The 24,532-nt window shown below is 29.1% G+C and carries 31 protein-coding genes; all 31 read left to right on the top strand.

What is annotated here, in order from left to right:
- The first annotated feature begins 236 nt into the window (after positions 1–236).
- The 31 genes from CLRAG_RS06175 to spoIVB all read left to right on the top strand — a co-directional run bounded on the left by CLRAG_RS06175 (position 237) and on the right by spoIVB (position 24,419).
- Positions 237–1,259: a type II secretion system F family protein gene (locus tag CLRAG_RS06175; protein ID WP_083985575.1), complete on the top strand. Its 1,023-nt coding sequence runs from the start codon at positions 237–239 to the stop codon at positions 1,257–1,259.
- 27 nt (positions 1,260–1,286) lie between these two features.
- A complete protein-coding gene (locus CLRAG_RS06170; RefSeq protein WP_065077585.1) occupies positions 1,287–1,679 on the top strand; it encodes a type II secretion system protein in 393 nt (130 codons plus the stop codon).
- A 63-nt stretch (positions 1,680–1,742) separates the two neighbouring features.
- Positions 1,743–2,195, top strand: a complete 453-nt coding sequence (locus CLRAG_RS06165; RefSeq protein WP_065077584.1) for a type II secretion system protein — start codon at positions 1,743–1,745, stop codon at positions 2,193–2,195.
- Positions 2,147–2,683, top strand: a complete 537-nt coding sequence (locus CLRAG_RS06160; RefSeq protein ID WP_242872096.1) for a type II secretion system protein — start codon at positions 2,147–2,149, stop codon at positions 2,681–2,683. The genes CLRAG_RS06165 and CLRAG_RS06160 overlap by 49 nt, the downstream gene beginning before the upstream one ends.
- Complete coding sequence (locus CLRAG_RS06155) at positions 2,652–3,149, top strand: ComGF family competence protein (protein ID WP_083985572.1); 498 nt, start codon at positions 2,652–2,654, stop codon at positions 3,147–3,149. The genes CLRAG_RS06160 and CLRAG_RS06155 overlap by 32 nt, the downstream gene beginning before the upstream one ends.
- Before the next feature lie 56 nt (positions 3,150–3,205).
- The gene (locus CLRAG_RS06150) at positions 3,206–3,559 is read left to right on the top strand and encodes a hypothetical protein (RefSeq protein ID WP_242872095.1); all 354 of its coding nucleotides are present in this window, start codon (positions 3,206–3,208) and stop codon (positions 3,557–3,559) included.
- Entirely contained in the window at positions 3,556–4,290 is a 735-nt protein-coding gene (locus CLRAG_RS06145; RefSeq protein ID WP_065077582.1) for a hypothetical protein, read from the top strand. The genes CLRAG_RS06150 and CLRAG_RS06145 overlap by 4 nt, the downstream gene beginning before the upstream one ends.
- Before the next feature lie 67 nt (positions 4,291–4,357).
- Positions 4,358–4,801 (top strand): hypothetical protein, encoded by a 444-nt coding sequence (locus tag CLRAG_RS06140; RefSeq protein ID WP_065077581.1) that lies wholly within the window; start codon positions 4,358–4,360, stop codon positions 4,799–4,801.
- Positions 4,802–4,884: 83 nt separating this feature from the next.
- Positions 4,885–5,298, top strand: a complete 414-nt coding sequence (locus tag CLRAG_RS06135; protein WP_065077580.1) for a hypothetical protein — start codon at positions 4,885–4,887, stop codon at positions 5,296–5,298.
- Positions 5,299–5,803: 505 nt separating this feature from the next.
- Complete coding sequence (locus tag CLRAG_RS06130) at positions 5,804–6,880, top strand: M24 family metallopeptidase (RefSeq protein ID WP_065077579.1); 1,077 nt, start codon at positions 5,804–5,806, stop codon at positions 6,878–6,880.
- 328 nt (positions 6,881–7,208) lie between these two features.
- Positions 7,209–7,766: an elongation factor P gene (efp, locus tag CLRAG_RS06125; protein ID WP_029170128.1), complete on the top strand. Its 558-nt coding sequence runs from the start codon at positions 7,209–7,211 to the stop codon at positions 7,764–7,766.
- A 39-nt stretch (positions 7,767–7,805) separates the two neighbouring features.
- Complete coding sequence (locus CLRAG_RS06120; RefSeq protein WP_065077578.1) at positions 7,806–8,207, top strand: CD1247 N-terminal domain-containing protein; 402 nt, start codon at positions 7,806–7,808, stop codon at positions 8,205–8,207.
- A 127-nt stretch (positions 8,208–8,334) separates the two neighbouring features.
- Positions 8,335–9,252, top strand: coding sequence for a stage III sporulation protein AA (gene spoIIIAA, locus CLRAG_RS06115; RefSeq protein ID WP_207644790.1), 918 nt, complete (start codon positions 8,335–8,337; stop codon positions 9,250–9,252).
- A gap of 1 nt (position 9,253) precedes the next feature.
- Positions 9,254–9,772, top strand: a complete 519-nt coding sequence (spoIIIAB, locus tag CLRAG_RS06110) for a stage III sporulation protein SpoIIIAB (RefSeq protein WP_065077576.1) — start codon at positions 9,254–9,256, stop codon at positions 9,770–9,772.
- A gap of 57 nt (positions 9,773–9,829) precedes the next feature.
- Entirely contained in the window at positions 9,830–10,027 is a 198-nt protein-coding gene (gene spoIIIAC, locus CLRAG_RS06105; protein ID WP_013237770.1) for a stage III sporulation protein AC, read from the top strand.
- A 9-nt stretch (positions 10,028–10,036) separates the two neighbouring features.
- Positions 10,037–10,420: a stage III sporulation protein AD gene (spoIIIAD, locus tag CLRAG_RS06100; RefSeq protein WP_013237771.1), complete on the top strand. Its 384-nt coding sequence runs from the start codon at positions 10,037–10,039 to the stop codon at positions 10,418–10,420.
- A gap of 8 nt (positions 10,421–10,428) precedes the next feature.
- Entirely contained in the window at positions 10,429–11,661 is a 1,233-nt protein-coding gene (spoIIIAE, locus tag CLRAG_RS06095) for a stage III sporulation protein AE (protein WP_065077575.1), read from the top strand.
- A 16-nt stretch (positions 11,662–11,677) separates the two neighbouring features.
- Complete coding sequence (gene spoIIIAF, locus CLRAG_RS06090) at positions 11,678–12,274, top strand: stage III sporulation protein AF (protein ID WP_065077574.1); 597 nt, start codon at positions 11,678–11,680, stop codon at positions 12,272–12,274.
- 17 nt (positions 12,275–12,291) lie between these two features.
- Positions 12,292–12,924, top strand: a complete 633-nt coding sequence (spoIIIAG, locus tag CLRAG_RS06085; RefSeq protein ID WP_065077573.1) for a stage III sporulation protein AG — start codon at positions 12,292–12,294, stop codon at positions 12,922–12,924.
- Between the two features lie 57 nt (positions 12,925–12,981).
- Complete coding sequence (locus CLRAG_RS06080; RefSeq protein WP_065077572.1) at positions 12,982–13,542, top strand: SpoIIIAH-like family protein; 561 nt, start codon at positions 12,982–12,984, stop codon at positions 13,540–13,542.
- A gap of 110 nt (positions 13,543–13,652) precedes the next feature.
- Positions 13,653–14,051, top strand: a complete 399-nt coding sequence (locus CLRAG_RS06075) for an Asp23/Gls24 family envelope stress response protein (RefSeq protein WP_063601606.1) — start codon at positions 13,653–13,655, stop codon at positions 14,049–14,051.
- A 141-nt stretch (positions 14,052–14,192) separates the two neighbouring features.
- Positions 14,193–14,669 (top strand): transcription antitermination factor NusB, encoded by a 477-nt coding sequence (gene nusB / locus CLRAG_RS06070; RefSeq protein ID WP_065077571.1) that lies wholly within the window; start codon positions 14,193–14,195, stop codon positions 14,667–14,669.
- 334 nt (positions 14,670–15,003) lie between these two features.
- Positions 15,004–16,200, top strand: coding sequence for an exodeoxyribonuclease VII large subunit (xseA, locus tag CLRAG_RS06065; RefSeq protein WP_065077570.1), 1,197 nt, complete (start codon positions 15,004–15,006; stop codon positions 16,198–16,200).
- Positions 16,201–16,215: 15 nt separating this feature from the next.
- Positions 16,216–16,440 (top strand): exodeoxyribonuclease VII small subunit, encoded by a 225-nt coding sequence (locus CLRAG_RS06060; protein ID WP_065077569.1) that lies wholly within the window; start codon positions 16,216–16,218, stop codon positions 16,438–16,440.
- A gap of 45 nt (positions 16,441–16,485) precedes the next feature.
- Positions 16,486–17,367 (top strand): polyprenyl synthetase family protein, encoded by an 882-nt coding sequence (locus CLRAG_RS06055; protein WP_065077568.1) that lies wholly within the window; start codon positions 16,486–16,488, stop codon positions 17,365–17,367.
- A gap of 54 nt (positions 17,368–17,421) precedes the next feature.
- Positions 17,422–19,296 carry a 1-deoxy-D-xylulose-5-phosphate synthase gene (gene dxs / locus CLRAG_RS06050; RefSeq protein WP_065077567.1) on the top strand — a complete coding sequence of 625 codons (1,875 nt, stop codon included), beginning with the start codon at positions 17,422–17,424 and terminating at the stop codon, positions 19,294–19,296.
- Between the two features lie 17 nt (positions 19,297–19,313).
- The gene (locus tag CLRAG_RS06045; RefSeq protein WP_065077566.1) at positions 19,314–20,138 is read left to right on the top strand and encodes a TlyA family RNA methyltransferase; all 825 of its coding nucleotides are present in this window, start codon (positions 19,314–19,316) and stop codon (positions 20,136–20,138) included.
- Positions 20,135–20,992, top strand: coding sequence for an NAD(+)/NADH kinase (locus CLRAG_RS06040; RefSeq protein WP_065077565.1), 858 nt, complete (start codon positions 20,135–20,137; stop codon positions 20,990–20,992). The genes CLRAG_RS06045 and CLRAG_RS06040 overlap by 4 nt, the downstream gene beginning before the upstream one ends.
- Positions 20,979–21,431: an arginine repressor gene (locus CLRAG_RS06035; RefSeq protein ID WP_065077564.1), complete on the top strand. Its 453-nt coding sequence runs from the start codon at positions 20,979–20,981 to the stop codon at positions 21,429–21,431. Before CLRAG_RS06040 ends, CLRAG_RS06035 begins: the two co-directional genes overlap by 14 nt.
- A gap of 11 nt (positions 21,432–21,442) precedes the next feature.
- A complete protein-coding gene (recN, locus tag CLRAG_RS06030) occupies positions 21,443–23,140 on the top strand; it encodes a DNA repair protein RecN (protein WP_065077563.1) in 1,698 nt (565 codons plus the stop codon).
- 172 nt (positions 23,141–23,312) lie between these two features.
- A complete protein-coding gene (gene spoIVB / locus CLRAG_RS06025; protein ID WP_065077562.1) occupies positions 23,313–24,419 on the top strand; it encodes a SpoIVB peptidase in 1,107 nt (368 codons plus the stop codon).
- Positions 24,420–24,532: the final 113 nt, after the last annotated feature.

Raw genomic sequence — 24,532 nt, 5'->3', positions numbered from 1 at the left:
GTTAAAACTCCATCTGATGCTAAGAACTCTGTTTATTTGATTACAATATTAAGGTTAGGTGATGGAACATAATAAAATACTGGGCAATTGATACAAAAGGTAAAAAAATTAAAGGCAAATGTGAAGAAGCTGCATTTACAAGCTTAAAATATACTTTAAGGGAAAAGAAATATTTTATATACCAGACTATTTCTTTAGAAAGTTATAAGAAAATTTTTTTAAAAAATCCAGGACCAATGGATATAAGCGTACTATGTAGTCAATTGAGTGTTATGCTTGGGGCTGGAATAAACATATCAAGAGTACTTGATAATTTAGAAACTCAGTGTAATAAAAGTTCCTTAAGATTAGCATTAAAATCTATAAAGGAAGATGTAATTAAAGGGCAAAGTATACACAGTAGTATGGCAAAGTTTAAAAATATATTTCCTAATTTTATGATTGAAATGATAAGAGTGGGCGAGATTAGTGGAAAGCTAGATGAAGTATTGGCAAAATTATCTGAATATTATGAAAAGAAAAACAATATAATTTCCACCATAAAAGCTTCCCTTATATATCCAGTAGTAACTTTGATAACTTCTATATTCATTGTAATGTTTTTGATGATTAAAATAATACCACAATTTACAGATATTATACAGTCAAATGGAGGTGAAATACCAACTTTGACCAGAGTGGTAATGTACATATGCCAATTTTTAAAGTTGTACTATTTGCAAGGGACTATAATTATAAGTTTAATTCTATTGTTGAGCTGTAAATTTAGTAAAAGCAGTAGGGGAAGAAAAATTAGAGAGAGTATAAAGTTTAGAATACCTTATTTTAACAAGATGTATAATAAAATGTTTATTTTTAAAATATGTTCAGCTATGACTGTACTTAGTGAATCAGGAGTTAACATATTGAAGGCTTTAAAAATAATTAGAAATTTGATTGGAAGTGAAGTTATGGCTGAAAGATTAGAAAACTCAATAAAATACATAGAACAAGGAGAAAACATGAGTGATGCCTTAAATAAGGCGAGAATAAATGATAAATTATTTATATCCTTGATTACCACAGGAGAAGAGACAGGGAAAATGGATTTAATGTTTGCTAAATTGGAAAAGTTGTTTGGCAGTGAATTGGATAGATATTTTGAAAAATCAACTAAAGTTATAGAGCCAATGATAATAATCATTCTATCCTTATTTGTTGGAATATTTATTATATCTGCACTTATGCCTATTTTTACTATAATGGATTCTACCCTATAAATTAAAAAGAAAGCTGGGTTATAAATTATGAAGGTACATAAAAAGGAAAAAGGTTTTACCCTTATAGAACTTATGCTTGTAGTTGCTATAATATTAGTTCTTTTAGGATTTTTGGTTCCTAAATTTTCTGGATATCAAAGTAAGGTAAGAACTGCTAAAGCCATAAATACAGCTAAACAGCTAGAAACAGCTGCTATGGCTAGCTATGGAAATAGTGATGGAAAATTTGATACAGCTGATGTGCAGGAATGTTTATCAAAGCTTACTTCTGCAGAAAACCCGCAAGTTTCAGCTGGGGACAGTGATCAATTTATAACTATAAGCTATAAAAGTGATGATAAAGATTATACTTTAGAAATAAATGCTCAGGAAAGCTCTTATAAAGTTAAAGATGGAGATAAGCAGGTATTTCCTAAATGAGAAAATTCATAATTTAATATTTAATTGTTCTTGTAAAAATTGTTGAATGAGGAGAATAATTTTATGGCTGATAAAATTAAAAAAAGGGGATTTACTGTTATAGAAATTCTCTTAGTACTCAGCATATTTTCAATACTTTTAAGTTTTAGTCTGATTAACTTAGGTACTTTTAGCAATCTTAAGAATAAGATAGATGTCGATTTTACTAATAACAATATTTTAAATTTTATAAATAAATCTAAAACCTACTGTAGGGACAAGAAAGAAGAAGGAGGATACATTTATTTTGATACAAAAAACAATGAAATAACTTTTAATGTAGAATTGGCCGAAATATTTAAGTTAAAGTTACCAGAAGGATTTGTATTAAACCATGTAAGGGAGGATAACAGAATAAAAATAGATAACATGGGAATTACAGAGGATGCCTGCAGTATAAAATTTAAAGACAGGAAGGGAGAAATGCATTGCATTACTATGTGCGTGGGAACAGCTTACGTAGATATAAAGTATTAATTTGTGAATTAAAAAACTTTGTGGTAAACATATTACCTCATAGGAAAAAGATACTGGTCAAAAGAGGATTCACATTAATTGAAGTGTTGTGCAGTATAACTATTTTCTCGGTATTATTTATGACTGCACTGTTTATTCAGGTAGATGCACTTAAAGTAAAAACATATAACGAGGAAATGAATAATTGTACTTTAGTTATGGAATATCTGAAAAATAGTATTATGTATAACTGCAGCTATGATAGTTTATTGAATTTAAGGATGAAGGAAAGAACATATATAGACTGCAGCAATTTAAAGTTTCAACATATTAAGAACATAAATGTAACTACTTTGTTTTCAGATGAAAAACCTTTAAAAGAGCCTTACATAATTTTAAAGGTAACGGGTGAAAAAGTGCTAAAGGTAAATTTACAGCTCCATGCTAAAATGTATGGAAATATAAAGGTTGAGGAATGTGATTTTTATAAAGGAAATTATAAAAAGTAGATTAGATGTAAAAAAAGGATTTACAATTATAGAAATGCTTATGGTCATAGCTTTGATAACTGCAATAACTACCACACAAATAATTGTTATATCAAAATATATGAGGCTACACAGAGAAGAAATAAATTATAGTAGGGAAAATTTTTATGTAAATGAAGCTTTTATAATAATTGAATATCAGATAAAAGCTGCAAAATACATAGATATAAAAAACAATATGATAATTTTAAGGAGATATGATGATAAAGGGTATGATTATATAAAAAAGGACAGAAAATCTAGTATCATAATTTCTTATGGTAGTCCTGATTCTTTTACTGTAAATAATGTGTTAAAAGATGTTGAGAACTTTTATGTGGAAAGACAGGGAAAAGTGTTCTACATATCTATAAATACAAAGAAAGGTAATTTGTATAGAAGATGTTTTGCTATGGAAAGAGAAAAGTTAAAAAAGGATTTATATTGATATATGTGCTTTTTATAGGATGTATGTGTATTTTAATTTCTCTTGGATGCTACAGCATGGAAATGCATATTAGATCAAACAATTTAAACAGCCATAAAAAGTCTATTCAGGTGGATGTAACTGAAAAATACAGAGAATACCTTTTTACGGAGCTAAATGAGTATATAAGTAAAAATCCATCTTGTGATGATAATGGAATAAAGCAATATATATCTTCTTTAGATAATTTTAAAATATATTTTGAAGAATGTTATATTTTCTATGACAAGAATATGGATTGCTTTAAAGTGGAGTATATTTTTAATGGTGAATTTTATAAAGAAGAAACTTATGAGTATGAAGTTAAAAATAAAGATATACTGTATAGTTGCATAGATTATTCTTTTAAGAAAGGTGGCTTAGAAAAGTGAATGAAAAAGCTATTTTAGAAATTAATAATAAAAATATAACATATAGAAGAATGGCGAAAAAGCATTCTATATTTAATTTATTGAAGAAAAATAAAATAGATGAGAATGTTATTCCTGTAAGTAAAATTGAGAACATAAGAATTGATCTGAAAAATAAGAGATTGTTCATATTAGTACACGGAGAAGAGATATATGTAACTTTTATGAAATTACCTAAATTAAAAAGTAAACTCCTCTACAAAGTCATAAGAGATGAATTAAAAAATAAATTTAAAAATCTACATAATATAATGTTTTCCTATGAAATAGTTCAATCTAATAAATACAATTTAAAAGTAATGGTTTCTTGTATGAATTGGCATAACATGGATATAGCAAAGATGTGTAGTGACAGTGGTGCTGATATTAAACAAATAGTACCAATTCAGTTTTATATGTGGTCAAAGTATAAAAACAGGATAAAAGATGAAAATTACATATTCATTTTAAATATGAATGATATTACATATTTCATGGCTTGCTATAGAGATAAGATTATATTGAATAATGTATATAAAGATATATATAAAGATAATTTTTTAGAAAATTTAGAACAATTTAGATTTAAATTAAATATTTTAATGCCAGATTTTAATTTTGCTACTATAATCTTTGTGAATTTTATTTACAAAGCTATAATAGAAAGTCTTTCTACAAGTTATAAATGTAGAGATTTAGGGGATTTAAGATAGTTTATTTTAGTTGTTGTCATAGGGTGTTATGAAATTAAAATAATGAAATTAAGAGGTAGTTTGGTACATGAAAAACTTATATTTTTTACCACAGTGGTGTATAGAAAAAGGAAAAACTAAAAAGAATAAAAGTCTTAAGTTACTTATTTTGATTATTTTAATAGTAAACATAATATTTTTAGATATACTTATGATGAATAAAAATCAATTAAATGATGTAGAAACTAGGTTGAAAGAACATAGTTCTGTAAAAAAGTTATCACATGATAAAAGTAGTACTTTTGAAAATTATTTAGATTTTTATAATTACATATATTTAGGAAGAAACTTTAAAAATGTAAATATAGAAAATAAAAGTCTAAATTTAGATTTTGAGGGAAATGAAAAAGAATGTTTTTCACTAATTAGAGATGCAGAAAAATCAAATAAGTTTATAATTAAAAATTTTAAGCTTATAGGAAATGATGAAGGAGGAAAGAAGCTGTGGAAAGTCAATCTAAAATTAAAATAAAAGGACTTTGTTTTATCCTAATTGTTATAAGTTGTTTAACGTAAACTGTGAATTGTAAATTTAATTAAGGTGGAATATTAATAATGAATATGGTAAATAATATATATAGAATTATTATAATATTTTTAGTGTGCAGTTGCACTGTACTTTTAATAAAAAATTATAATGTGCTCAAAAGCATAGATAGTGAAAATGTTAAGCTTCAATTTGTAGAAAAAAACTTAAAAAATCAAATAAAAGATAAAGAACAAGTGAGTTGTACTGATATTTTGAGAAAACTAAAGTGTATAGAAGGTATGCAGGTAATTAATGTTGCAAGCAATAATGATGGAAAACTAACCATACAGTTTGAAGTAATAGGAAATCAAGCTGAAATCAAAAGTATTCTAGAAAAAGTTAAAAAAATCAAATATTTTAGTAACATAGATAATATTAAAATTGAACAGGATAAGTTTCAAGGTGTAAAAACCAAAGCAGATGTAAAATTTACCCAATAAATACCTGCTCTAATGCTAAGAACTCTGTTTATAAAGAACTTAACTTTCGTAGTTTAAAAATATTGCAAAGCAAAGCTTTTGAAAATAACAAAGTTCAAATAGCAAAGAACAGATAAAGATGATTTCCATCGTACCTCAGGAAATCTATAATTTTAATGTTTTCTGACGTTAGGAAGAAAATTATCCTTATTTTGATATTTGAACTCTGGATTTTGTTCTTTAAGAAAATTGCTTTGCAATTTGCTTATATTAAGTCAAAGTTTTATATTGTGGATTGAAGCAAGCGCACATTAATATTTGCAAATAATCACAAGTTTTGATAAAATAACATTGTTCACTATGATGATAGAATAATATTATTTTAAATTTTATTTATTAAAATAACGATTTTATCATTTAAATTATTAGCTAAATTTGATTTCAAATTTAGCAGGGAGTAATCTACCATAAATTAAAGTAATTATAAAAATATTATGCCCTGCTAAAATTTAGGGGGGTAATTTAAATGTTTAAAAAAAGAATTGAAAAATTGAGAGAGGCTATGGATAGTCAACAGTTAGATGCTGTTTTGTTAGTTGGAGATCCTAATAGAAATTATTTAAGTGGATTTACAGGAGATGAAAGTTTTTCACTTATAACTTTAGACAAAGCATTTTTTATAACTGATTCCAGGTTTACTGAACAGGCTAAACAGCAAGTTAAAGATTATGAAGTTTTAGAATATGGTAAAAGCGGTTCTTTTGTAAAATTTTTATCGGGCTTGATAGGCAAGCTTAAAGTACATAGGCTTGGATTTGAGGAAAATATAGTTTCTTACAGCCAGTATGAGCTTTACCATAGTAATTTAGATTGTGAACTTGTGCCAATGAATGGAATGGTAGAAAAAATAAGAATTGTGAAAGATAGAGAAGAAATAAATTCAATAAAAAATGCTGCAAAAATTGCAGATAAAGCTTTTGACCACATGGTGAAATTTATAAAACCTGGTATGACAGAGAGAGAAGTTGGTTTAGAGCTGGAATTTTATATGAAAAAGTTAGGAGCTAAGGATTTATCTTTTCCATCTATAGTTGCTTCTGGAGAGAGATCAAGTCTACCACATGGTCAGGCTACAGAAAAAGTTATAAAAAAAGGAGAATTTTTAACTTTGGATTTTGGTTGCATTTATGAAGAATATTGTTCTGATATGACAAGAACAGTTGTAATAGGTGAACCATCACAGAAAATGCTAGAGATATACAATATAGTATTAGAAGCTGAAGAACTTGCCTTAAAGGAATATAAGCCAGAAATGCCAGCATCAAAAGTGGATGCAATTGCTAGAGATTATATAACTAGTAAAGGATATGGTCAGTACTTTGGACATAGTTTGGGTCATGGAGTAGGAAGAGAAATTCATGAGGCTCCTGTAATTGGATATAGAAATAATTCTAAATTAAAATCAGGAATGGTAGTAAGTGATGAGCCAGGTATATATATACCTGATTTTGGTGGAGTAAGAATAGAGGATTTGGTAATGGTAACTGAAGATGGAGGAGAAACCTTATCTAAGTCACCTAAGAATTTAATATGCATAAATTAAGTTCTTAGTATTACTTTATTTAGATAACATATTTATATAACATATTATGTTGTATAATATTAAATATATAAAAGAAAGTTCTATGAAAAATTAGATAAAAATCAAAACTAGGTCGAATAAGAATAAGAAAGGGGTTAAAACCGTTAATCCAACACTGCTTTTAAAAGTGTTGAAATATAGGGTTAGTTATATCCGAATTTACGTCCCTGGAGTGTGTGACCAAGCGAAAGTAGCTTATAGCGAAATCGGGCACTATGAATGGGAAAGTAAGCTTAAAATCTTAGACATATTTAATTAAGAGAAAAGTTTACATAACGGTATGTATATAATGATATCAGCAGGAGATTTAAGAAAGGGAACTACTTTTGAACAAGATGGACAAGTGTACACAGTACTGGATTTCCTTCATGTAAAACCAGGAAAAGGGGCAGCATTTGTAAGGACAAAACTTAGAAATGTTATAACAGGATCAGTTACTGATACTACTTTTAATCCAACTGCAAAATTGCAGGAGGCAGTTATAGAAAGAAAAGAGATGCAGTATTTATATTCAGATGGAGAATTGTATTATTTTATGGATCAGGAAACATTTGAGCAAATTCCATTGGAATATGAAAAGGTAGAGGATGCAATAAAGTTTTTAAAGGAAAATATGTTTGCTATAATTAAGTTTTATAAAGGTGAAGCATTTTCCGTTGAAGCTCCAAATTTTGTTGAACTTCAGATAACTCATACTGAACCAGGAGTTAAGGGAAATACTGCCACTAACGTATTAAAACCAGCTACGCTTGAGACAGGAGCTGTTGTTCAAGTCCCTATATTTGTAAATGAGGGAGAAACTATAAGAATTGACACTAGAACCGGAGAATATATGGAAAGAGTTTAGCCAATACTAATGGTAAAATAACTTTAAGGATGTGGTATTGTGAATTCTATTATATCTAAAGTATCCTATCTAAATGGTCTAGTAGATGGACTAAAAATTGATAAAAGTACTAATGAGGGAAAAATGCTAATAGAAATTGTTGATGTACTTAAAAGCATGGCAGAAGAAATTGATGATATGTCCAGAGCTCAAAAAGATATGGAAGATTATGTGGATGCCATGGATGAAGATTTAGCGGATTTACAAGACAACTTATATGATGATGATTATGAAATCTGTAAGTGTAAGGATGAAGGAGAAAACTTTACTGAAATACAGTGTCCAAATTGCAATGATACCGTATATGTAGATAAGGATATATTAGAACAACGAGAAGAATTAACGTGTCCAAATTGCCATAGTAGTATTCCTATTAAGGATGAACTTAAAAAAAGTAAATAAATAGTTTTAAATCCTATTGAAGTTTATAACTTCAATAGGATTTTTTTGTTTTATTTTTATTTATGAGGAATAATTTTTACATAATCAAAATAGGAATTAATATAAAGAAATAAAGGAGATGAGAGAGATAGATACTAAAGAAATTTTAAACATTATACCTGAAAATTTGAAAGTTGCCTTAGGTGATTTAATAGAATCCCCTAATTTACAAGAGATAAGGATAAGGGCGGATAGGCCTTTGATACTTCAGTTAGGTGAAAGGGAAATTGTATGCAAATATATTCCTAAATTAGAAGATATAAAGACAATAATTAAAAGGATGAGTAATTATTCTATATATGCTTTTGAAGAAGAAATTAAACAGGGATATATAACTATTAAAGGAGGACATAGAGTAGGAATATGTGGAAGATGTGTTATGGAGAAAGATGAAGTTAAAACCATAAAAGATATCGCATCTTTAAATATCAGAATATGTAGGGAAGTAATTAATTGTTCGGATTCAATTATGAAATTCATTTCAAAAGGAAATGAAATAATAAACACCATAATAATTTCACCTCCTAAGTGTGGAAAAACCACTTTAGTAAGAGATATTGTAAGAAATATGTCCCAGGGTGTTAAAAACATAGGACTTACGGGAAAGAAAGTATCTGTTATAGATGAAAGAAGTGAAATAGGAGCTTGTTTTAACGGGGTTCCCCAGTTAAATGTTGGCGTCAGAACAGATATATTAGATGGATGTCCCAAAAGTCAGGGAATAATAATGGCTATAAGAAGTATGTCGCCAGAAGTTATAGTCTGTGATGAAATAGGAACTTACAAGGATATGGATAGTATTGTGACTGCACTAAATTCAGGAATAAGTCTAATTATAACTATTCACGGTTACGGAATAGAGGATTTATATAATAGGCCTGTTTTTAAAGAAATAGTTGAAAATAAGGTATTTAATAGGGCTGTAGTACTTAGCAATAGAAAAGGTGCAGGAACAGTAGAATATATATATGACTTCCCGAAAAATTCAATAATATGGAGGGGATAAGATGTTAAAGTTTCTAGGATGTATTATGACAATATGTGCTTCCACTGGAATTGGATTTATATGGGGAGAAAATTTAAAAGGCAGAGTTAAGCAATTGAGGGAAGCACAAAGATGCATCAATCAACTTCAAAATGAAATAATATATACACATACTCCACTGCCAGAAGCTATTTTAAATACAGCATCTAAAAGTATAAATCCTATTAAAGAAGTGCTTGAAGAAATATCTCATATGTTAAAGGAAAATTCTGTTGACAGTGTATATGAAGCTTTTAATGCAATATTTGAAAAGAAAAAAGATGTTTTAAATTTAAAAAATGAAGATATAGAGACATTGATAGATTTATCTAAAACACTTGGGGAATCAGATATAGAAGGACAGAAAAGAATGTTTTCCCTAGCCCTAGAAAACATAAAAAAACAAATTGAAATTTCTGAAATTTCAATGAATAAAAACTTAAAAATGTACAGATGTCTGGGATTTTCTTTAGGTGCAGTGGTGGTGATAATTTTAGTCTAAACTGCAGGTACACATTAATTAAATTTCTTATAAGAAATGAAAGGGAGAGATAATTAAATGATGGACATAAGCTTAATTTTTAAAATAGCAGGAGTGGGTATGATTGTTATACTCATAAACAAAGTTTTAGAAGCCAGTGGGAAAGGTGATTATGCAGTGGTGACCAATTTAGCAGGAATTTTAATTGTCCTCATGATGGTAATTAATTTAGTAAATAAATTATTTACTACAGTCAGAACTATGTTTCAACTTTAGGAGAAAGTTATGGAGATAATTAAGGTAGTAGCGTTTGCTTTTATAGCACTGTTTTTAGTACTTCTGTTTAAAGGAAAGAGAGATGATATAGCAGTTTATATAAGTATAGCTGCAGGAATAATTATATTCCTATTTATGATAGCAAAGATAACGGCAGTACTTCAGTTTATTCAGCAATTAGCTGCTAAGGCAAATATAGATTTCATTTATTTAACCACTGTATTTAAAATAATTGCTATTGCATATTTAGCTTCTTTTTGTAGTGAAATATGTAAGGATGCTGGACAAGGAAATTTAGGAGCAAAGGTTGAATTTGCAGGTAAAATATTAATTTTAGTACTTGCAATTCCTATACTTATGGCTGTTCTTCAGTCAATTTTAAAGATTATGTAGGTGTTAATATGAAAAAGATTATATTCGGTTTAGTTATAGTTTTATTAATAGGCTTTAATGTACAAGCTTTTGACACCAGCAGCGGAGAAACAAATGTGCAGAATCAAATTAAAATAGAAAATAGTAATGACAGTAGTGTACAGGATGACAAATATAATAAAACTCAAAATAAACAAAGCGAATCTGAAAAAGAGCAGATAGAAAAATTTTATGATTATATATCTAATATGAAGACAAAAAATGAAGTCCTTAATGACATAGATGTAAGAGATTATGTGAAAGGTTTTCTGAAAACTGGGTCAGGAAATACATCTTTAAAGAAAATTATACGTGCACTTGCAATGTATGGGGTGAGAGAAGTAGCAGCTTCCTTAAAACTTTTAGTACTTTTGATAGTAATTTCACTTATATGTGCATTACTTACTAATTTGCAGAGAGCTTTTAATGGAGAAGAGTTATCTAATATAGCCTATTTTGCATGTTACTCACTAATAATAATAATAATGGCCAGAAGTTTTTACATAAGTGTGGATATTGCTAGATCTACTATAAAAGAAATGACTGATTTTATGGTTGCTTTAATACCTATACTTATAACTTTGGTGGCTGCAGTTGGAGGATTTGTAGAAGCATCAATTATGGATCCCATTGTAATAGGCGCTATAACTATAAGTGCCAATTTGTTTATGGATGTAATAATTCCTATAATATCCATGTCTTTTGTACTTCAGTTTGTAAATAACTTATCTTCTGAATATAAAATAGACAAACTTACCAAACTCCTAAATCAGGTAGCACTTTGGGCACAAGGAATTATAATGACTGTATTTATAGGGATTATAACTGTAAGAGGGATAACCTCTAAAACCATTGATGAAGTTACAGCAAAAACTGCTAAATTTGCAGTGGACAATTTTGTGCCCATAGTTGGAAAAAGTCTTTCAGATGCTATATCTACTGTAGCAGGATATTCCATTTTACTAAAAAATGCGTTAAGCAGCCTGGGACTTGTAATTATTGTAGCAATACTGCTGTTTCCAGTAATAAAACTTTTGATTATTGTAGTAGCATATAAACTTACTGCAGCGCTAATAGAACCTATAAGCGATGGAAGACTTGTAAACTGTATAAACTCTGCAGGAAGCTCCATTGTACTTATAATGGCGTGTCTCATATGTGTATCCGTTATGTTTTTCATAATGATATGTATAATAGCTGCAGCGGGAAAAATTACAATGTGAAAGAGAGGAATACAATATGCTTCAATCTTTAAAGGAGTGGCTGATAAATATATGCACTGCACTATTTTTTATTACAGCTATAGAAATGATATTGCCAGATAATAGCATGAAGAAATATTGCAAATTTGTATTGGGTCTCATTTTGATTACAGTTTTCATTAATCCAGTAGTGAAAATATTCAATAAAGATTTTGATATAAATCAGTATACTCAAAATGCTATAGAGAGTTTTGAAAAGGGATTTAACAGTAAAAGCCAATTAAACCAATTTAATGATTACAAGAAAAAGAGCATGGAAGATACTATTGAAACTTTTAAAATGAATCTTGAAACTAAGTGTGAAAAAAGTCTTAAAGAAAAATATCCAGATGAAAGTTATAAAGTAAAAATAGATGCAAATTATGATGAACAAAATAATAGTGTATGTATAAAAAATATAAATGTTCAAGTTAAAGATGGAAGTGTGGAAAAAATAAAAAAGGTTGATATAAATACCAAAAGTGCTTCTGTCAGCAATTTGGATTCTGGAGATGACGATAAAAATGTAAAGTTAAAAACTTATTTAAGCCAGGAATTAAATGTATCTAAAAATATTATACATGTAAATTCTTAGTTGGAGGAGTTAGTATTATGAATTTAAAAAAGTGGTTAAAGGAACTTTTTAATAAAAAGGTATCTAATGACAAAAAAAATATTTTCAATTTGGCTGTATTATTTTTGGTAGGAGTACTTATTATTGTTACAATAAGTTTTTTTAAAAATTACAATAACGAAAGTAGTGTAAATACTTCTAAAAATTTAAATGATGACGGTAGTAAAAGTAATAATCAGCAGAGTTCTACATCTTCCAAACAAAGTAAGACTGAGGATTATGAAAAGTCAATGCAGGAGAATCTAAAAAATACTTTAGAAAAAATGGATGGGGTAGGCAAAGTGGAAGTAATGATAAACTTTGAAAGTGGGGAAGAGAGTGTACCGGCAGTGAACATAACTGATTCAACAAATAATACAGAAGAAAAGGATACTGAAGGTGGTACAAGAAATACTACCCAAAAAAATAATGGAAGTACGGTAGTTGTTACAAATGATGGCAGCAAATCACAGCCACTTATAGTTAAGACATACAATCCTAAAGTTTCAGGCGTATGTGTTGTAGCTGAAGGAGCTGAAAATAAAATAACCGAACTCAGGATATCAAAAGCTATAACAGATTTGTTTGGGATATCGGAAGATAAGGTAAATGTATATCCTATGAAAAAGTAGTATATAAGTATATTTTTTAGCATATAATTCTTTAGAAGATAAATGGGGGGAGTTAAAATGAATAAAAAACAAGCTGTAATTATTGTGACTCTTTTAGCTTTAATTGTTTGTGTGGGAGTAGTTGCTACAAAGTTAAATAGTCCTATAAATTATGTAAATGGTGTGGACAATGGAAGCGGTAAAAGTGCAGTATCTTTTAATAGCAGCGATAGTAAGAGTTCACAGGATAAGAGTACTCAAGCAAAAAGTACTCAATCTAAAAGTGAACAGTCGCAATTCTTTGAGGAGACACGGCTTACAAGGGATCAAAAAAATGCAGAAACTCTTCAAACTTTAAAAAGCCTTATAGATGACAAAAATGTTTCTGACCCAAATCGTGCTGATGCTGAAAAAAAGTATACTGCATTAGCCATGAATACAAATTATGAATTAAAAATAGAAAATACTCTAAAAAGTAAGGGATATGAAGATGCTATATGTTCTATAGAAGACAACAAGGCAAGGGTAATAGTTAAAGGTAAGAATAAATTGGCAGATAAGGATACAAGACAGATAAAAGATGTAGTTATGAGTATTTCAAACATTCAGGAAGTTGAAATCGAGGTAAAACAAGGTTAAAACAAAGTGGAGCAATTACATAAATAAATTAATTGTAAAAAAAATATCCATTTGATATAATGTATGTAATGTGGGTCTTTCGATGATGTGAAAATCTAGGAGGTGAAACAATGGAGGAAAATACGAATAACGAAATTGATATGGGTATTGTAAAAATATCTGATGAGGTTGTAGGTGTAATTGCAGGTCTTGCTACTACTGAAATAAAAGGTATAGTTGGGATGAGTGCCAGTCTTGTAGGTGGAATTACTCAAATACTTACAGGAAAGAAAAACTTATCTAAAGGTGTTAAAGTGAGTGTAGGAGAAAATAGTGCAGCTATAGATTTATATGTAGTAGTAGAATACGGAGTAAGAATTCCTGATGTAGCACTTAAAGTTCAGGAAAATGTAAAGAGAGCAGTTCAATCTATGACAGGCTTAGATGTTTCAGCTATAAACATACATGTGCAGAATGTTATGATTTCTAAAACAGAAGAGAGCAATGATAATATAGAAGAAGAGCAATAGTATGCACCCTCTGGATTCAGAGGGTGTTTCTATTTAAAGATGTGTTTGTATACTTGAACTAGTGTATTAGTTTAAGTATAATTATATCTGAAATGACAATAATTATTTTTAGAAGAGTATATATCCAAGTAGGAGGAAAATATGAATAGAAAAAAATCCAGAGAACTGATAATGAAATTATTATTTGAAATGAGTATAAATAGAGAAGATTTTAGAAGTGTTTTGGCAAACTTAGAAGATAATTTAGAAAAAAAAAATGAGAGCAAAGAAACTGATGGTGCTGAGGAAGTTTACAGTGAAAATGTTGACAAACTAAAAAACGTTGATATGGAATATGTAAAAAGGGTTGTAGAGGGAATAGAAGAGAATAAGGATAGTTTGGATAAGGAAATTGAAAAATATCTTAGAAATTGGAAATTAAACAGACTGCCAAAAGTTGATGCTGCAATATTAAGAATTTGTACATATGAATTTTTATATGAACAGGATATTCCTGAAAAGGTATCTATAAATGAAGCTATAGAACTTGCTAAAAAGTATTCTTCCGAGAAATCTGCGCCATTCATAAATGGTGTGCTTGGAAATATGATAAAAGACAAAAGCATAAGTAAACAGTAAGTACTTAATTTTAACACATATGAAATTCTGATTTAATATAAAAATATTGCGAAGCAAAGCTTCATAAGTTAAGAATTAATAATGAAAAATTAATAGTGAAGGATGATTTTTAGCTGTCGCAAAAAATCTTTAAATTTATATAAATCACCAATGTTTCACTTTAGCGAAACGAGTGGTGAAAATCTTATTCAAAGATTTTTTGTAGTGTAACGGAAAAAATCCACATTAACTATTAATTTTTAATTCTTAACTATTAACTAAAAAAATTACATGGTAATTTTTTTAAGCTGCCAAAGTTAATAAATTACAGATTAAACGCAAGGGGTTAAATAATATGTATATTAAAACATTAACTGTGTCTGATATTAACAATTATATAAAAAAGACTTTGGATAATGATTTCATACTTGCTAACTGTTCTATTAAAGGAGAAGTATCTAATTTGAAATTACATACAAGCGGACATATATATTTTTCCCTAAAAGATAAGTTTAGTAAGATAAACTGCATTATGTTTAGAGGAGATGCCGAGAATTTAAATTTTATACCTGAGGATGGTATGAAAGTAATAGTTAAAGGAAGGGTGTCTCTATATGAAAAGGAAGGATTATATCAGCTTTATTGCAAGGAAATGAAACCAGATGGTATGGGAGAGTTGTATTTAGCCTTTGAAAAATTAAAAGTAAAGTTAGAACAAAAAGGATTGTTTAATGAATCACATAAAAGAAAAATACCCACTTATGCCAAGAAAATAGGTGTAATTACTTCTTCTACAGGAGCTGCGGTTAAGGATATAATAAATGTAACTAAAAGAAGAAACAAAAAGGTACAACTTTTGATTTATCCATCACTAGTTCAGGGGGCAAATGCTAGCAGTGATGTGATAAAAGGAATTGAAGTATTAAATTCTATAGAAGATGTAGATCTTATAATTATAGCAAGAGGAGGAGGGTCCATAGAAGAACTTTGGTGTTTTAATGATGAAAAATTAGCAGAGTCAATTTATAACTCAAAGAAGCCTATAATAACAGGAGTTGGACATGAGATTGACTATACTATAGTGGATTTTGTATCTGACAGAAGAGCACCTACACCTTCTGCGGCAGCAGAAATTGCGGTTTTTAACCTAGAAGAAACTTTACAAAAACTCAATAATTATAAAAATAGACTTTACACTTGTGCTAAGGATAAAATAAAAGATGAAAAGAATAGACTTAATTTTTTGAAAAAAACTTTAGATTTAAACAGTCCCCTTATATATATAGCAAATCAGTATAGTAATGTGGATAAACTCAAAGAACTCTTAAATTTCAAACTAAATGTTAAAATCAATGAGAAAAAAGAGAAATTAGCAAAGATAAATGCACTGCTTTCTGCCCATAATCCATTAAATATTTTAAATAGGGGATACTCTATAATAGAAGATGATGAGAATAATGGAATAAACTCCATTGAAGAACTCAATAAAAAAGATAAGATTAAAGTAACTATGAAAGATGGAACTTCTAAATTTAAGCTAATTCATTATTAGAAAAGAGGTACTTGTATGCCTAGGAAAACGGAAAGTTATGAAAATATAATGGAAAAATTAGAAAGCATAGTAGATTCTATGGATAATAGGGAATTATCGTTACAAGACAGTATGAAGAGTTACGAAGAAGGAGTAAAATTGTGCAATAAATTATATAAGATATTAAACGATGCGGAAGGAAAAATAAAAATTCTTACTGAAGAAGGAGAAGAAGATTTTAATGTTAAACCTCGAGAATAATATGCTGAATTAATAAGGCTATTTACATAGAATGGAGAATGTATTATGGAAATTAAAGGTGTGATTGAAACATTAAGAGAGGAATTGAATAAATACCTCCATGACTATATGGATGGAAAAGGATCTTATAATAAAAGGGTATATGAAGCTATGCAGTATAGCTTAGATGCAGGAGGAAAGAGAATAAGACCTCTGCTATTTCTTTTGACCTATAAGCTTTATAAGGCAGATTGTAGTGATGTTATGGATATAGCAGCAGCTATAGAAATGATACACACTTATTCCTTAATTCATGATGATTTACCTGCTATGGACAATGATGATTTAAGAAGGGGTAAACCTACAAATCATAAGGTATTTGGAGAAGCTATTGCTGTACTTGCGGGAGATGGACTTTTAAATGAAGCAATGAGTTTGATGTTTAGACATTGTGTTGGGAAAAATAATAATGCTATAAGAGCTTGTAGTATTATTTCTGAAAGTGCAGGAGCTGATGGAATGGTTGGTGGCCAGACAGTGGATATTTTAAGTGAGAACACTAAGATACCTATAGACCAGCTCTATTATATGCACAGTAAAAAAACAGGAGCACTCATAAAAGGATCTATAATATCTGCAGCAGTATATGCGGGAGCAAGTAAAGATGAAATAGATAAATTAAGCTATTATGGAGAAAAGTTAGGATTGGCATTTCAAATAAAGGATGATATATTGGATTTAACAGGAGATACTGCTCTTTTAGGTAAAAAGGTAAAAAGTGATCTAAATAATAACAAAACTACATTTATAAGTACTTATGGAATAAATAAATGCAAAGAAATGTGTAATTCAATTACAAGTGAATGCATAGAAGTACTGAATGGGATAAGTGGAGATACTTCTTATCTAAAAGATTTAACATCATTTTTATTAAATAGGGAAAAGTGAAGTTTAAGCTGTGCTAAAAATTTTAAAACTACTTTGTTAAAGGGATAGATAAGGATGAGTAATTTATTAGATAATTATAAAGATATAAATGACGTAAAGAAGATGTCTTTAAATGAGAAAAAAAAGCTAGCTAGAGAAATTAGAAAATTTTTAATAGACAAAGTATCTAAGACAGGAGGCCATTTGGCGTCTAACTTGGGGGTTGTGGAGCTCACTTTGAGTTTATTTAGTGTATTTGATCTAAATTATGATAAACTTATATGGGATGTGGGACATCAGGCTTATGTTCATAAGATCCTCACGGGAAGAAAGGATAAATTTGATACTTTAAGACAATTTGGAGGATTAAGTGGATTTCCTAAAAGGTGCGAAAGTATATATGATTTTTTCGAAACAGGGCACAGTAGTACTTCAATATCTGCAGCACTTGGAATGGCTAGGGCTAGAGATTTAAAGCACGAGAAATATAATGTGGTTGCAGTTATAGGAGATGGAGCGCTCACTGGAGGTATGGCACTAGAGGCTCTAAATGATGTGGGTTATAGAAAAACGAAGCTTATAATAATATTAAATGATAATCAAATGTCCATAGGAAAAAATGTAGGTGGAGTATCTAAATATTTAAATAGACTTAGAGTGGACCCTAAGTACAATAAATTTAAGGCAGATGTAGAAGCTAAATTAAAAAAGATACCGAATATAGGAACAGGAATGGCAAAATACCTTGAAAAGGTAAAAAATGCAATAAAGCAAATGGTAGTGCCTGGAATGTTTTTTGAAGATATGGGAATTAAGTATTTAGGACCAATAGATGGTCATAATATAAAAGAACTTACAGATGTACTCGCTTCTGCTAAAGACATACAAGGTCCAGTTATTATACATATAATAACTAAGAAAGGAAAAGGATATGAATTTGCAGAAAAAAATCCAGGTAAGTTTCATGGAATAGGGCCTTTTAATTGTGCCAATGGTGAACTTGATGCTGGCTCCTCAAATACTTATTCCAAGGCCTTTGGAAATGAAATAGTAAAGCTAGCAGAAAAAGACGATAGAATAGTGGCTATAACTGCAGCTATGAGGGACGGAACAGGCCTTAAAAGTTTTTCTCAAAAGTTTCCTGAAAGGTTTTTTGATGTGGGAATAGCAGAACAGCATGCTGTAACTCTGGCAGCTGGAATGGCACAGGCAAATTTAAAACCTGTATTTGCAGTTTACTCTACTTTTCTTCAAAGAGCTTACGATCAACTTATTCATGATGTATGTATGCAAGAACTTCCAGTAGTTTTTGCTATAGATAGAGCTGGAATTGTAGGAGAAGATGGGGAGACACATCAGGGAATATTTGATTTATCTTATTTAACGGAAATGCCACATATGACGCTTATGTCTCCTAAATGTATAGATGAACTTCCATATATGTTAAAATGGGCATTAGGCCAGAGTTTTCCTGTAGCTATAAGGTATCCAAGGGGAGGAGATAGTGTATGTCTCAATCCTGTAGAAAATTTTAAACTTGGAAAGTGGGACTGTATTTCAAATGAAGGCAGTGTAGCAATAATTGCTCAAGGGAAAATGGTACAAAATGCAGTGTTAGCAGGAAAAAAGCTTAAAGAAAAAGGTATAGATGTGAGGATTATAAGTGCATGCTTTATTAAGCCACTGGACAAGGAAATGTTAAACAGTTTAATTGAAGAAAAGGTAACTATCGTTACTGTTGAAGACAATATAATAAGAGGAGGATTAGGATCCTATATATTAGAATATGTAAATAAATTAAATAAAAAAGTAAAAATAGTAAACTTAGGGTTTGATGATAAGTTTGTACAGCATGGAAAATCGGATATTTTGTATAAGCTGTATGGTCTGGATCCTAAAGGTATCGTAAATAGTGTACTTAAAGCAGCAGAGGCAAGTCATATATTTTAATAGTGAGGTAGTTTATTATGTCAGAACCAAAGGAAAGATTGGACGTACTTTTAGTAGAAAAGGGCATTTTTCAATCTAGAGAGAGGGCTAAAGCCAGTATTATGGCTGGAGAAATATTTATTAATGGACAGAGAGTAGATAAATGTGGACAGAAGATAAAAAAAAGTTCCAATATAGAATTTAGAGGAGAAAAACTTCCTTTTGTAAGTAGGGGAGGATTGAAATTACAAAAAGCTGTAAAAGAGTTTAATATTAACTTAAATAATAAAGTATGCATGGATATAGGTGCATCTACAGGTGGGTTTACAGATTGCATGCTTCAAAATGGAGCTAAAAAAGTATTTTCAATAGATGTGGGATATGGGCAGTTTGCGTGGAAACTCAGGATAGATGACAGAGTGGTTTGTATGGAAAGAACAAATATAAGGTATGTAACGCCTGAGGATATAGGTGAATATGCAGATTTTGCAAGTATAGATGTTTCCTTTATATCTCTAAAAAAAGTTGTACCTGTAGTTAGTAACTTACTGAAAGAAAATGGCAGTATAATGGCACTTATAAAGCCACAGTTTGAAGCTGGAAGAGAAAGGGTAGGAAAAAAAGGTGTAGTAAGGGAAAAATCTACTCACATAGATGTGATAAATGAAATTATAACTTTTTTGAGAGAAAATAATTTAAAAATAATTTCATTGAGTTATTCTCCTGTAAAGGGTCCGGAAGGAAATATAGAGTATTTGGTTTATTTTACTAAGAAAAGTGATTTTAAGGAGTCGTTCATAGATGAAGATATAATAAACATAGTAAACTCATCTCATTGTGAACTAAATGGGGAGGAACTATGAAAAATATAGGAATTAACGTTAATACAACAAAAGATCCAGATAAAAAAATGTTAAATTTCATAAAAAAAACAATACATAGTATAGATAAAAGTGTGAAAGTAAAAGTATATGAAAATTGTGATGGATTAGATAAGGATGAAAGCACTGAGTTAGATGTAATTATAGTATTAGGAGGGGACGGTACTATATTAAATACATCAAAACATATACTTGATTCAAATACACCTATACTGGGAGTAAACATAGGGCATTTAGGCTTCTTGGCACAGGTAGAGGTAAACAGTATAGAGAACGCACTCAAAAAATTATTTAAGGGAAATTATGTAATTGAAGAGAGGAATATGATTCAATGTATCTATGATAGTGGAAATGGACCAAAGACATATGATGGATTAAATGATGTAGTATTATACAAGGGAATTAAGTCAAGAATACAGAGATATGATGTTTATATAAATGAGAACTTTTACAATACATTTAGTGGTGATGGTATTATTGTATCTACGTCTACAGGATCTACAGGATATAATCTTTCTGCAGGGGGACCTATAATATATCCATCTTTAGATATATTATGCCTTACTCCTATGTATTCGCAGTTTTTAACATCTAGAACTATTGTGCTGGACAATAAATGCTGTATAACTATAGCAGTTAGAAAAAGTTTAAAAAATATATTTTTATCAATAGATGGTCAGGAATGGATTGAAGTAAATGGTCTAAATACCATACAAGTAAGAAGATCTAAGAATAAAAGGAAATTTATAAAATTTGATGATAATAATTATTTTGACACATTAAAAGATAAAATTAATTTTAAGGCAAAAGAAGGTGAAGTATATGAAGGTAACTAGACATGCCAAGATACTTGAAATTATAAATTCAAATGATATTGAAACTCAGGAAGAATTAGCGGATAGACTAAAAAAAAGCGGAATGAATGTAACACAAGCTACAGTTTCAAGGGATATAAAAGAATTAAAACTTATAAAAGTATTATCTGATAGTGGAAAATATAAATATGCAACTATTTCACATACGAAAAATTTCTTATCTAATAAACTTGTAAATATATTTTCTCAAACTGTAACAAGCGTGGAAAATATAGAAAATTTCATAATAGTAAAAACAATTTCAGGGTCTGCTTCTGCAGCAGCTGAAGCCATAGATTCTTTAAATTTTGTTGGAATAGCTGGAAGTATAGCTGGTGATAACACTATATTTGTAATGACTAGAGACGTGGAAAATGCTCATATAATAACTCAAAAAATGAAAAAAATGATTTCTGAGTAGGAGGCTATTTTATGCTGCTTCAATTGAATATAAAAAATTTTGCACTTATAGAAAAGTTGACTATATCCTTTGAATCAGGTTTTAATGTATTTTCTGGTGAAACTGGAGCAGGTAAATCTATATTGATTGATGCAATAAACTATGCACTTGGAGGAAAATTTAATAAGAATTTGATAAGAACAGGGGAAAATAAAACTTTTGTAGAAGCAGTTTTTACTATAGAAAATCCAAAAACTTTTGAAATTCTAGAAGAAAAAGATGTGAAATCAGAAGAAGATTTAGTAATAATAAGCAGAGAATCTTTTCAATCAGGAAGAACTGTAGCAAAGATAAATGGTAAATCTATTTTATTGTCTGATTTAAGAGATATAAGTAGTACACTGCTTGATATACATGGCCAACATGATAATCAAAATTTGCTTTCAGAGCAAAACCATATAGATTATTTGGACTATTATGGTGAAAATTTTATTTCTGAGACAATGGAAGAATATAGAAAAAGTTATAAGAATTTAAATAATATAAAAGATAAAATATATGAACTTTCAGGTAAAAGTGAAGATAGAGAAAAGTTAATAGATTTTTTAAAGTACCAGATAAATGAAATAAATTCAGCAGATTTAAAAGAAACAGAAGAAACAGAACTGGATAAAAAATTTAATGTTTTATCTAATGCTGAAAAAATAAACAATGTAATAAACAAATGCTATATAACCCTTTATAGTGGAGAAGAAGAAAAAAATTCTATATATGATAATTTTGGAATAGTTTTAAAACAGTTGAATTCCATAAAAGATATTATGCCTCAAATAGGAGATATGTGCACTTCACTTGAAAATATATATTATGCTATAGAAGGTAATATAGATGAAATAAGAAGTATGAAAGACAGTGTTTATTGTGATAAAAATGAATTAGAATATATAAATAATAGAATATATCAGATAAATGGTTTAAAAAAAAAATATGGTAATACTATAAAGGACATATTAAATTATAGAGATAAGATAAAAACTCAATATGAGGAAATGAAAAATGCCTCTGATATAATAAAAAATTTAGATTCGGAAAAAATAAAATTAGAAAGTTTACTTAAAGTTAAAAGTAAAAAACTTCATGAAATGCGATGTAAAACGGCTCATGTTTTAGAAAAAAATATAAAAAATGAGTTAAATTTCATAGGACTTGAACACAGTATATTTAAAATAGAAATTAACTTTGAAGATAAATTTACTTCAAAAGGAATGGATAAAGTAAAATTTTGTATATCTACTAATCCAGGTGAACCTCTAAAACCTTTGGAAAATGTAGTTTCAGGAGGAGAACTTTCAAGAATAATGTTAGCGTTAAAAACTGTATTTGTAGATAAGGATCATATTCCATCTGTTATATTTGATGAAATAGATACAGGAATAAGTGGAAGAATAGCACAGAGTGTAGCGGAAAAAATGTATGCTATATCTAAAAAACATCAGGTTTTTTGTGTTACACACCTACCTCAAATAGCATGTATGTCTGATATCCATTATTGGGTTTCAAAAAATATTAGTAACAATAAAACCTATACGAAAGTTAAAAAGATGAAAAAAATAGAAAAAGAATGTGAAATAGCTAGAATGATAGGAGGGGAAAAAGTTACAAAACTTACTTTAGAACATGCGAAAGAACTTGTTAGGATGGCAGATTCTAAAAAGTGTAAAATTAAATAGTAGAAATTAAAGAAGTTATCTCCAAAAGTCAGGAGGTGACTTTTAACTTTTTGAATAAAATTTATATTTTTGAAGAATACATTAACTTTAAATGCATCTATATGATAGCATAATAAGATATTTAAAAGGGCAACTTAAATGTAGAAAACAGTGTAACACAGGAGGTAAAAGCATGGGTAAAAAAATTAAAAACAGATTATGCTGGATGTTCATTCCTATCCTGTTTATGATGTTAGCTGCCTATTATGCATTGTATGATGATGGAAAAGGATCCAATTTAGTTCAAGTTTCTCACGCTAAATCAGCATTTAATACAGCTGCAGCCAGTAATGTTAATGTATACTTAGGTGGAGAACCTATTGGGGTAAAACTAAATACTAAAGGAGTATTGGTAGTAGCTCTTTCAGATATAGAAACTTCAAAGGGAAAAGTTACAAGCCCTGCTGCACTAGCAGGAATACAAGTAGGAGATAATATAATTAAAATAAATGATGTTTATGTAAAAAATGCCGAACAAACTCAAGCTGAAATAAATAAAGCAAAGGAAAAAAGTATAAAAATATTAGTAGAGAGAAATGGAAAAAATATAGAAAAAACAGTAAAGCCAGTAAGTGCATTAGAAGGTAATAATTATAAGATAGGACTTTGGATAAGAGACTCTACCGCAGGAATAGGTACTTTGACTTTTTATGATGAAAAAAGTGGTATGTTTGCAGCATTAGGTCATCCTATAACAGATATAGATACAGGCACAAAGCTAAATATAAATTCAGGAGAAATAGTAAGTGCCTCTATTATATCAATTAAGAAAGGTGTTGAGGGAAATCCTGGAGAATTAAAAGGTATATTTGTAAATGAAGATGTGAAACTAGGAGATATAACAAGGAATACAGAATGTGGAGTTTTTGGAAAGGCAAATACAAATTTTAAATGTAAGAGTTCTAAAAGCATAAAAATATGCCCCAAAAAAGACATTAAGGAAGGTCCTGCTAAGATTTTTACAACTATATCTGGGGAAAAACCAGAATATTATGATATACAAATAGAAAAACTATTATCACAAAATTCACCTGGACCTAAGAGCATGGTTATAAAAGTAACGGACCCTAGACTTTTAGCCAAAACTGGTGGAATAGTTCAGGGAATGAGCGGAAGTCCCATAATACAAAATAACAAATTAGTGGGGGCTGTTACTCATGTGCTTATAAATAAGCCTCAGGTAGGATATGGAATTTATGTAGACTGGATGCTCAAAGATGCAAATATAATGTCAAAATAAAGAGTACAAAATGTTTTAAATAATTATAAAAAATATGGTAAAATAAAAATAGTATAGTATATGATACTAAAGATAGCATTTAATATGCTATCTTTTAATTTTTTTCGTAATAA

The organism is Clostridium ragsdalei P11 (assembly GCF_001675165.1).
Taxonomy (GTDB): domain Bacteria; phylum Bacillota; class Clostridia; order Clostridiales; family Clostridiaceae; genus Clostridium_B; species Clostridium_B ragsdalei.
Note: the sequence above shows the minus strand (reverse complement) of the source record. Positions and strands in the feature narration are given on the sequence as shown.

Bases quoted from the DNA above. Each gene is read 5' to 3' on its own strand.
- CLRAG_RS06175 (WP_083985575.1), top strand. From the start codon at position 237: ATGGATATAAGCGTACTATGTAGTCAATTGAGTGTTATGCTTGGGGCT.
- CLRAG_RS06170 (WP_065077585.1), top strand. From the start codon at position 1,287: ATGAAGGTACATAAAAAGGAAAAAGGTTTTACCCTTATAGAACTTATG.
- CLRAG_RS06165 (WP_065077584.1), top strand. From the start codon at position 1,743: ATGGCTGATAAAATTAAAAAAAGGGGATTTACTGTTATAGAAATTCTC.
- CLRAG_RS06150 (WP_242872095.1), top strand. From the start codon at position 3,206: ATGGAAATGCATATTAGATCAAACAATTTAAACAGCCATAAAAAGTCT.
- CLRAG_RS06140 (WP_065077581.1), top strand. From the start codon at position 4,358: ATGAAAAACTTATATTTTTTACCACAGTGGTGTATAGAAAAAGGAAAA.
- CLRAG_RS06135 (WP_065077580.1), top strand. From the start codon at position 4,885: ATGAATATGGTAAATAATATATATAGAATTATTATAATATTTTTAGTG.
- CLRAG_RS06130 (WP_065077579.1), top strand. From the start codon at position 5,804: ATGTTTAAAAAAAGAATTGAAAAATTGAGAGAGGCTATGGATAGTCAA.
- efp (WP_029170128.1), top strand. From the start codon at position 7,209: ATGATATCAGCAGGAGATTTAAGAAAGGGAACTACTTTTGAACAAGAT.
- spoIIIAB (WP_065077576.1), top strand. From the start codon at position 9,254: ATGTTAAAGTTTCTAGGATGTATTATGACAATATGTGCTTCCACTGGA.
- spoIIIAC (WP_013237770.1), top strand. From the start codon at position 9,830: ATGATGGACATAAGCTTAATTTTTAAAATAGCAGGAGTGGGTATGATT.
- spoIIIAD (WP_013237771.1), top strand. From the start codon at position 10,037: ATGGAGATAATTAAGGTAGTAGCGTTTGCTTTTATAGCACTGTTTTTA.
- spoIIIAE (WP_065077575.1), top strand. From the start codon at position 10,429: ATGAAAAAGATTATATTCGGTTTAGTTATAGTTTTATTAATAGGCTTT.
- spoIIIAF (WP_065077574.1), top strand. From the start codon at position 11,678: ATGCTTCAATCTTTAAAGGAGTGGCTGATAAATATATGCACTGCACTA.
- spoIIIAG (WP_065077573.1), top strand. From the start codon at position 12,292: ATGAATTTAAAAAAGTGGTTAAAGGAACTTTTTAATAAAAAGGTATCT.
- CLRAG_RS06080 (WP_065077572.1), top strand. From the start codon at position 12,982: ATGAATAAAAAACAAGCTGTAATTATTGTGACTCTTTTAGCTTTAATT.
- CLRAG_RS06075 (WP_063601606.1), top strand. From the start codon at position 13,653: ATGGAGGAAAATACGAATAACGAAATTGATATGGGTATTGTAAAAATA.
- nusB (WP_065077571.1), top strand. From the start codon at position 14,193: ATGAATAGAAAAAAATCCAGAGAACTGATAATGAAATTATTATTTGAA.
- xseA (WP_065077570.1), top strand. From the start codon at position 15,004: ATGTATATTAAAACATTAACTGTGTCTGATATTAACAATTATATAAAA.
- CLRAG_RS06060 (WP_065077569.1), top strand. From the start codon at position 16,216: ATGCCTAGGAAAACGGAAAGTTATGAAAATATAATGGAAAAATTAGAA.
- CLRAG_RS06055 (WP_065077568.1), top strand. From the start codon at position 16,486: ATGGAAATTAAAGGTGTGATTGAAACATTAAGAGAGGAATTGAATAAA.
- dxs (WP_065077567.1), top strand. From the start codon at position 17,422: ATGAGTAATTTATTAGATAATTATAAAGATATAAATGACGTAAAGAAG.
- CLRAG_RS06045 (WP_065077566.1), top strand. From the start codon at position 19,314: ATGTCAGAACCAAAGGAAAGATTGGACGTACTTTTAGTAGAAAAGGGC.
- CLRAG_RS06040 (WP_065077565.1), top strand. From the start codon at position 20,135: ATGAAAAATATAGGAATTAACGTTAATACAACAAAAGATCCAGATAAA.
- CLRAG_RS06035 (WP_065077564.1), top strand. From the start codon at position 20,979: ATGAAGGTAACTAGACATGCCAAGATACTTGAAATTATAAATTCAAAT.
- recN (WP_065077563.1), top strand. From the start codon at position 21,443: ATGCTGCTTCAATTGAATATAAAAAATTTTGCACTTATAGAAAAGTTG.
- spoIVB (WP_065077562.1), top strand. From the start codon at position 23,313: ATGGGTAAAAAAATTAAAAACAGATTATGCTGGATGTTCATTCCTATC.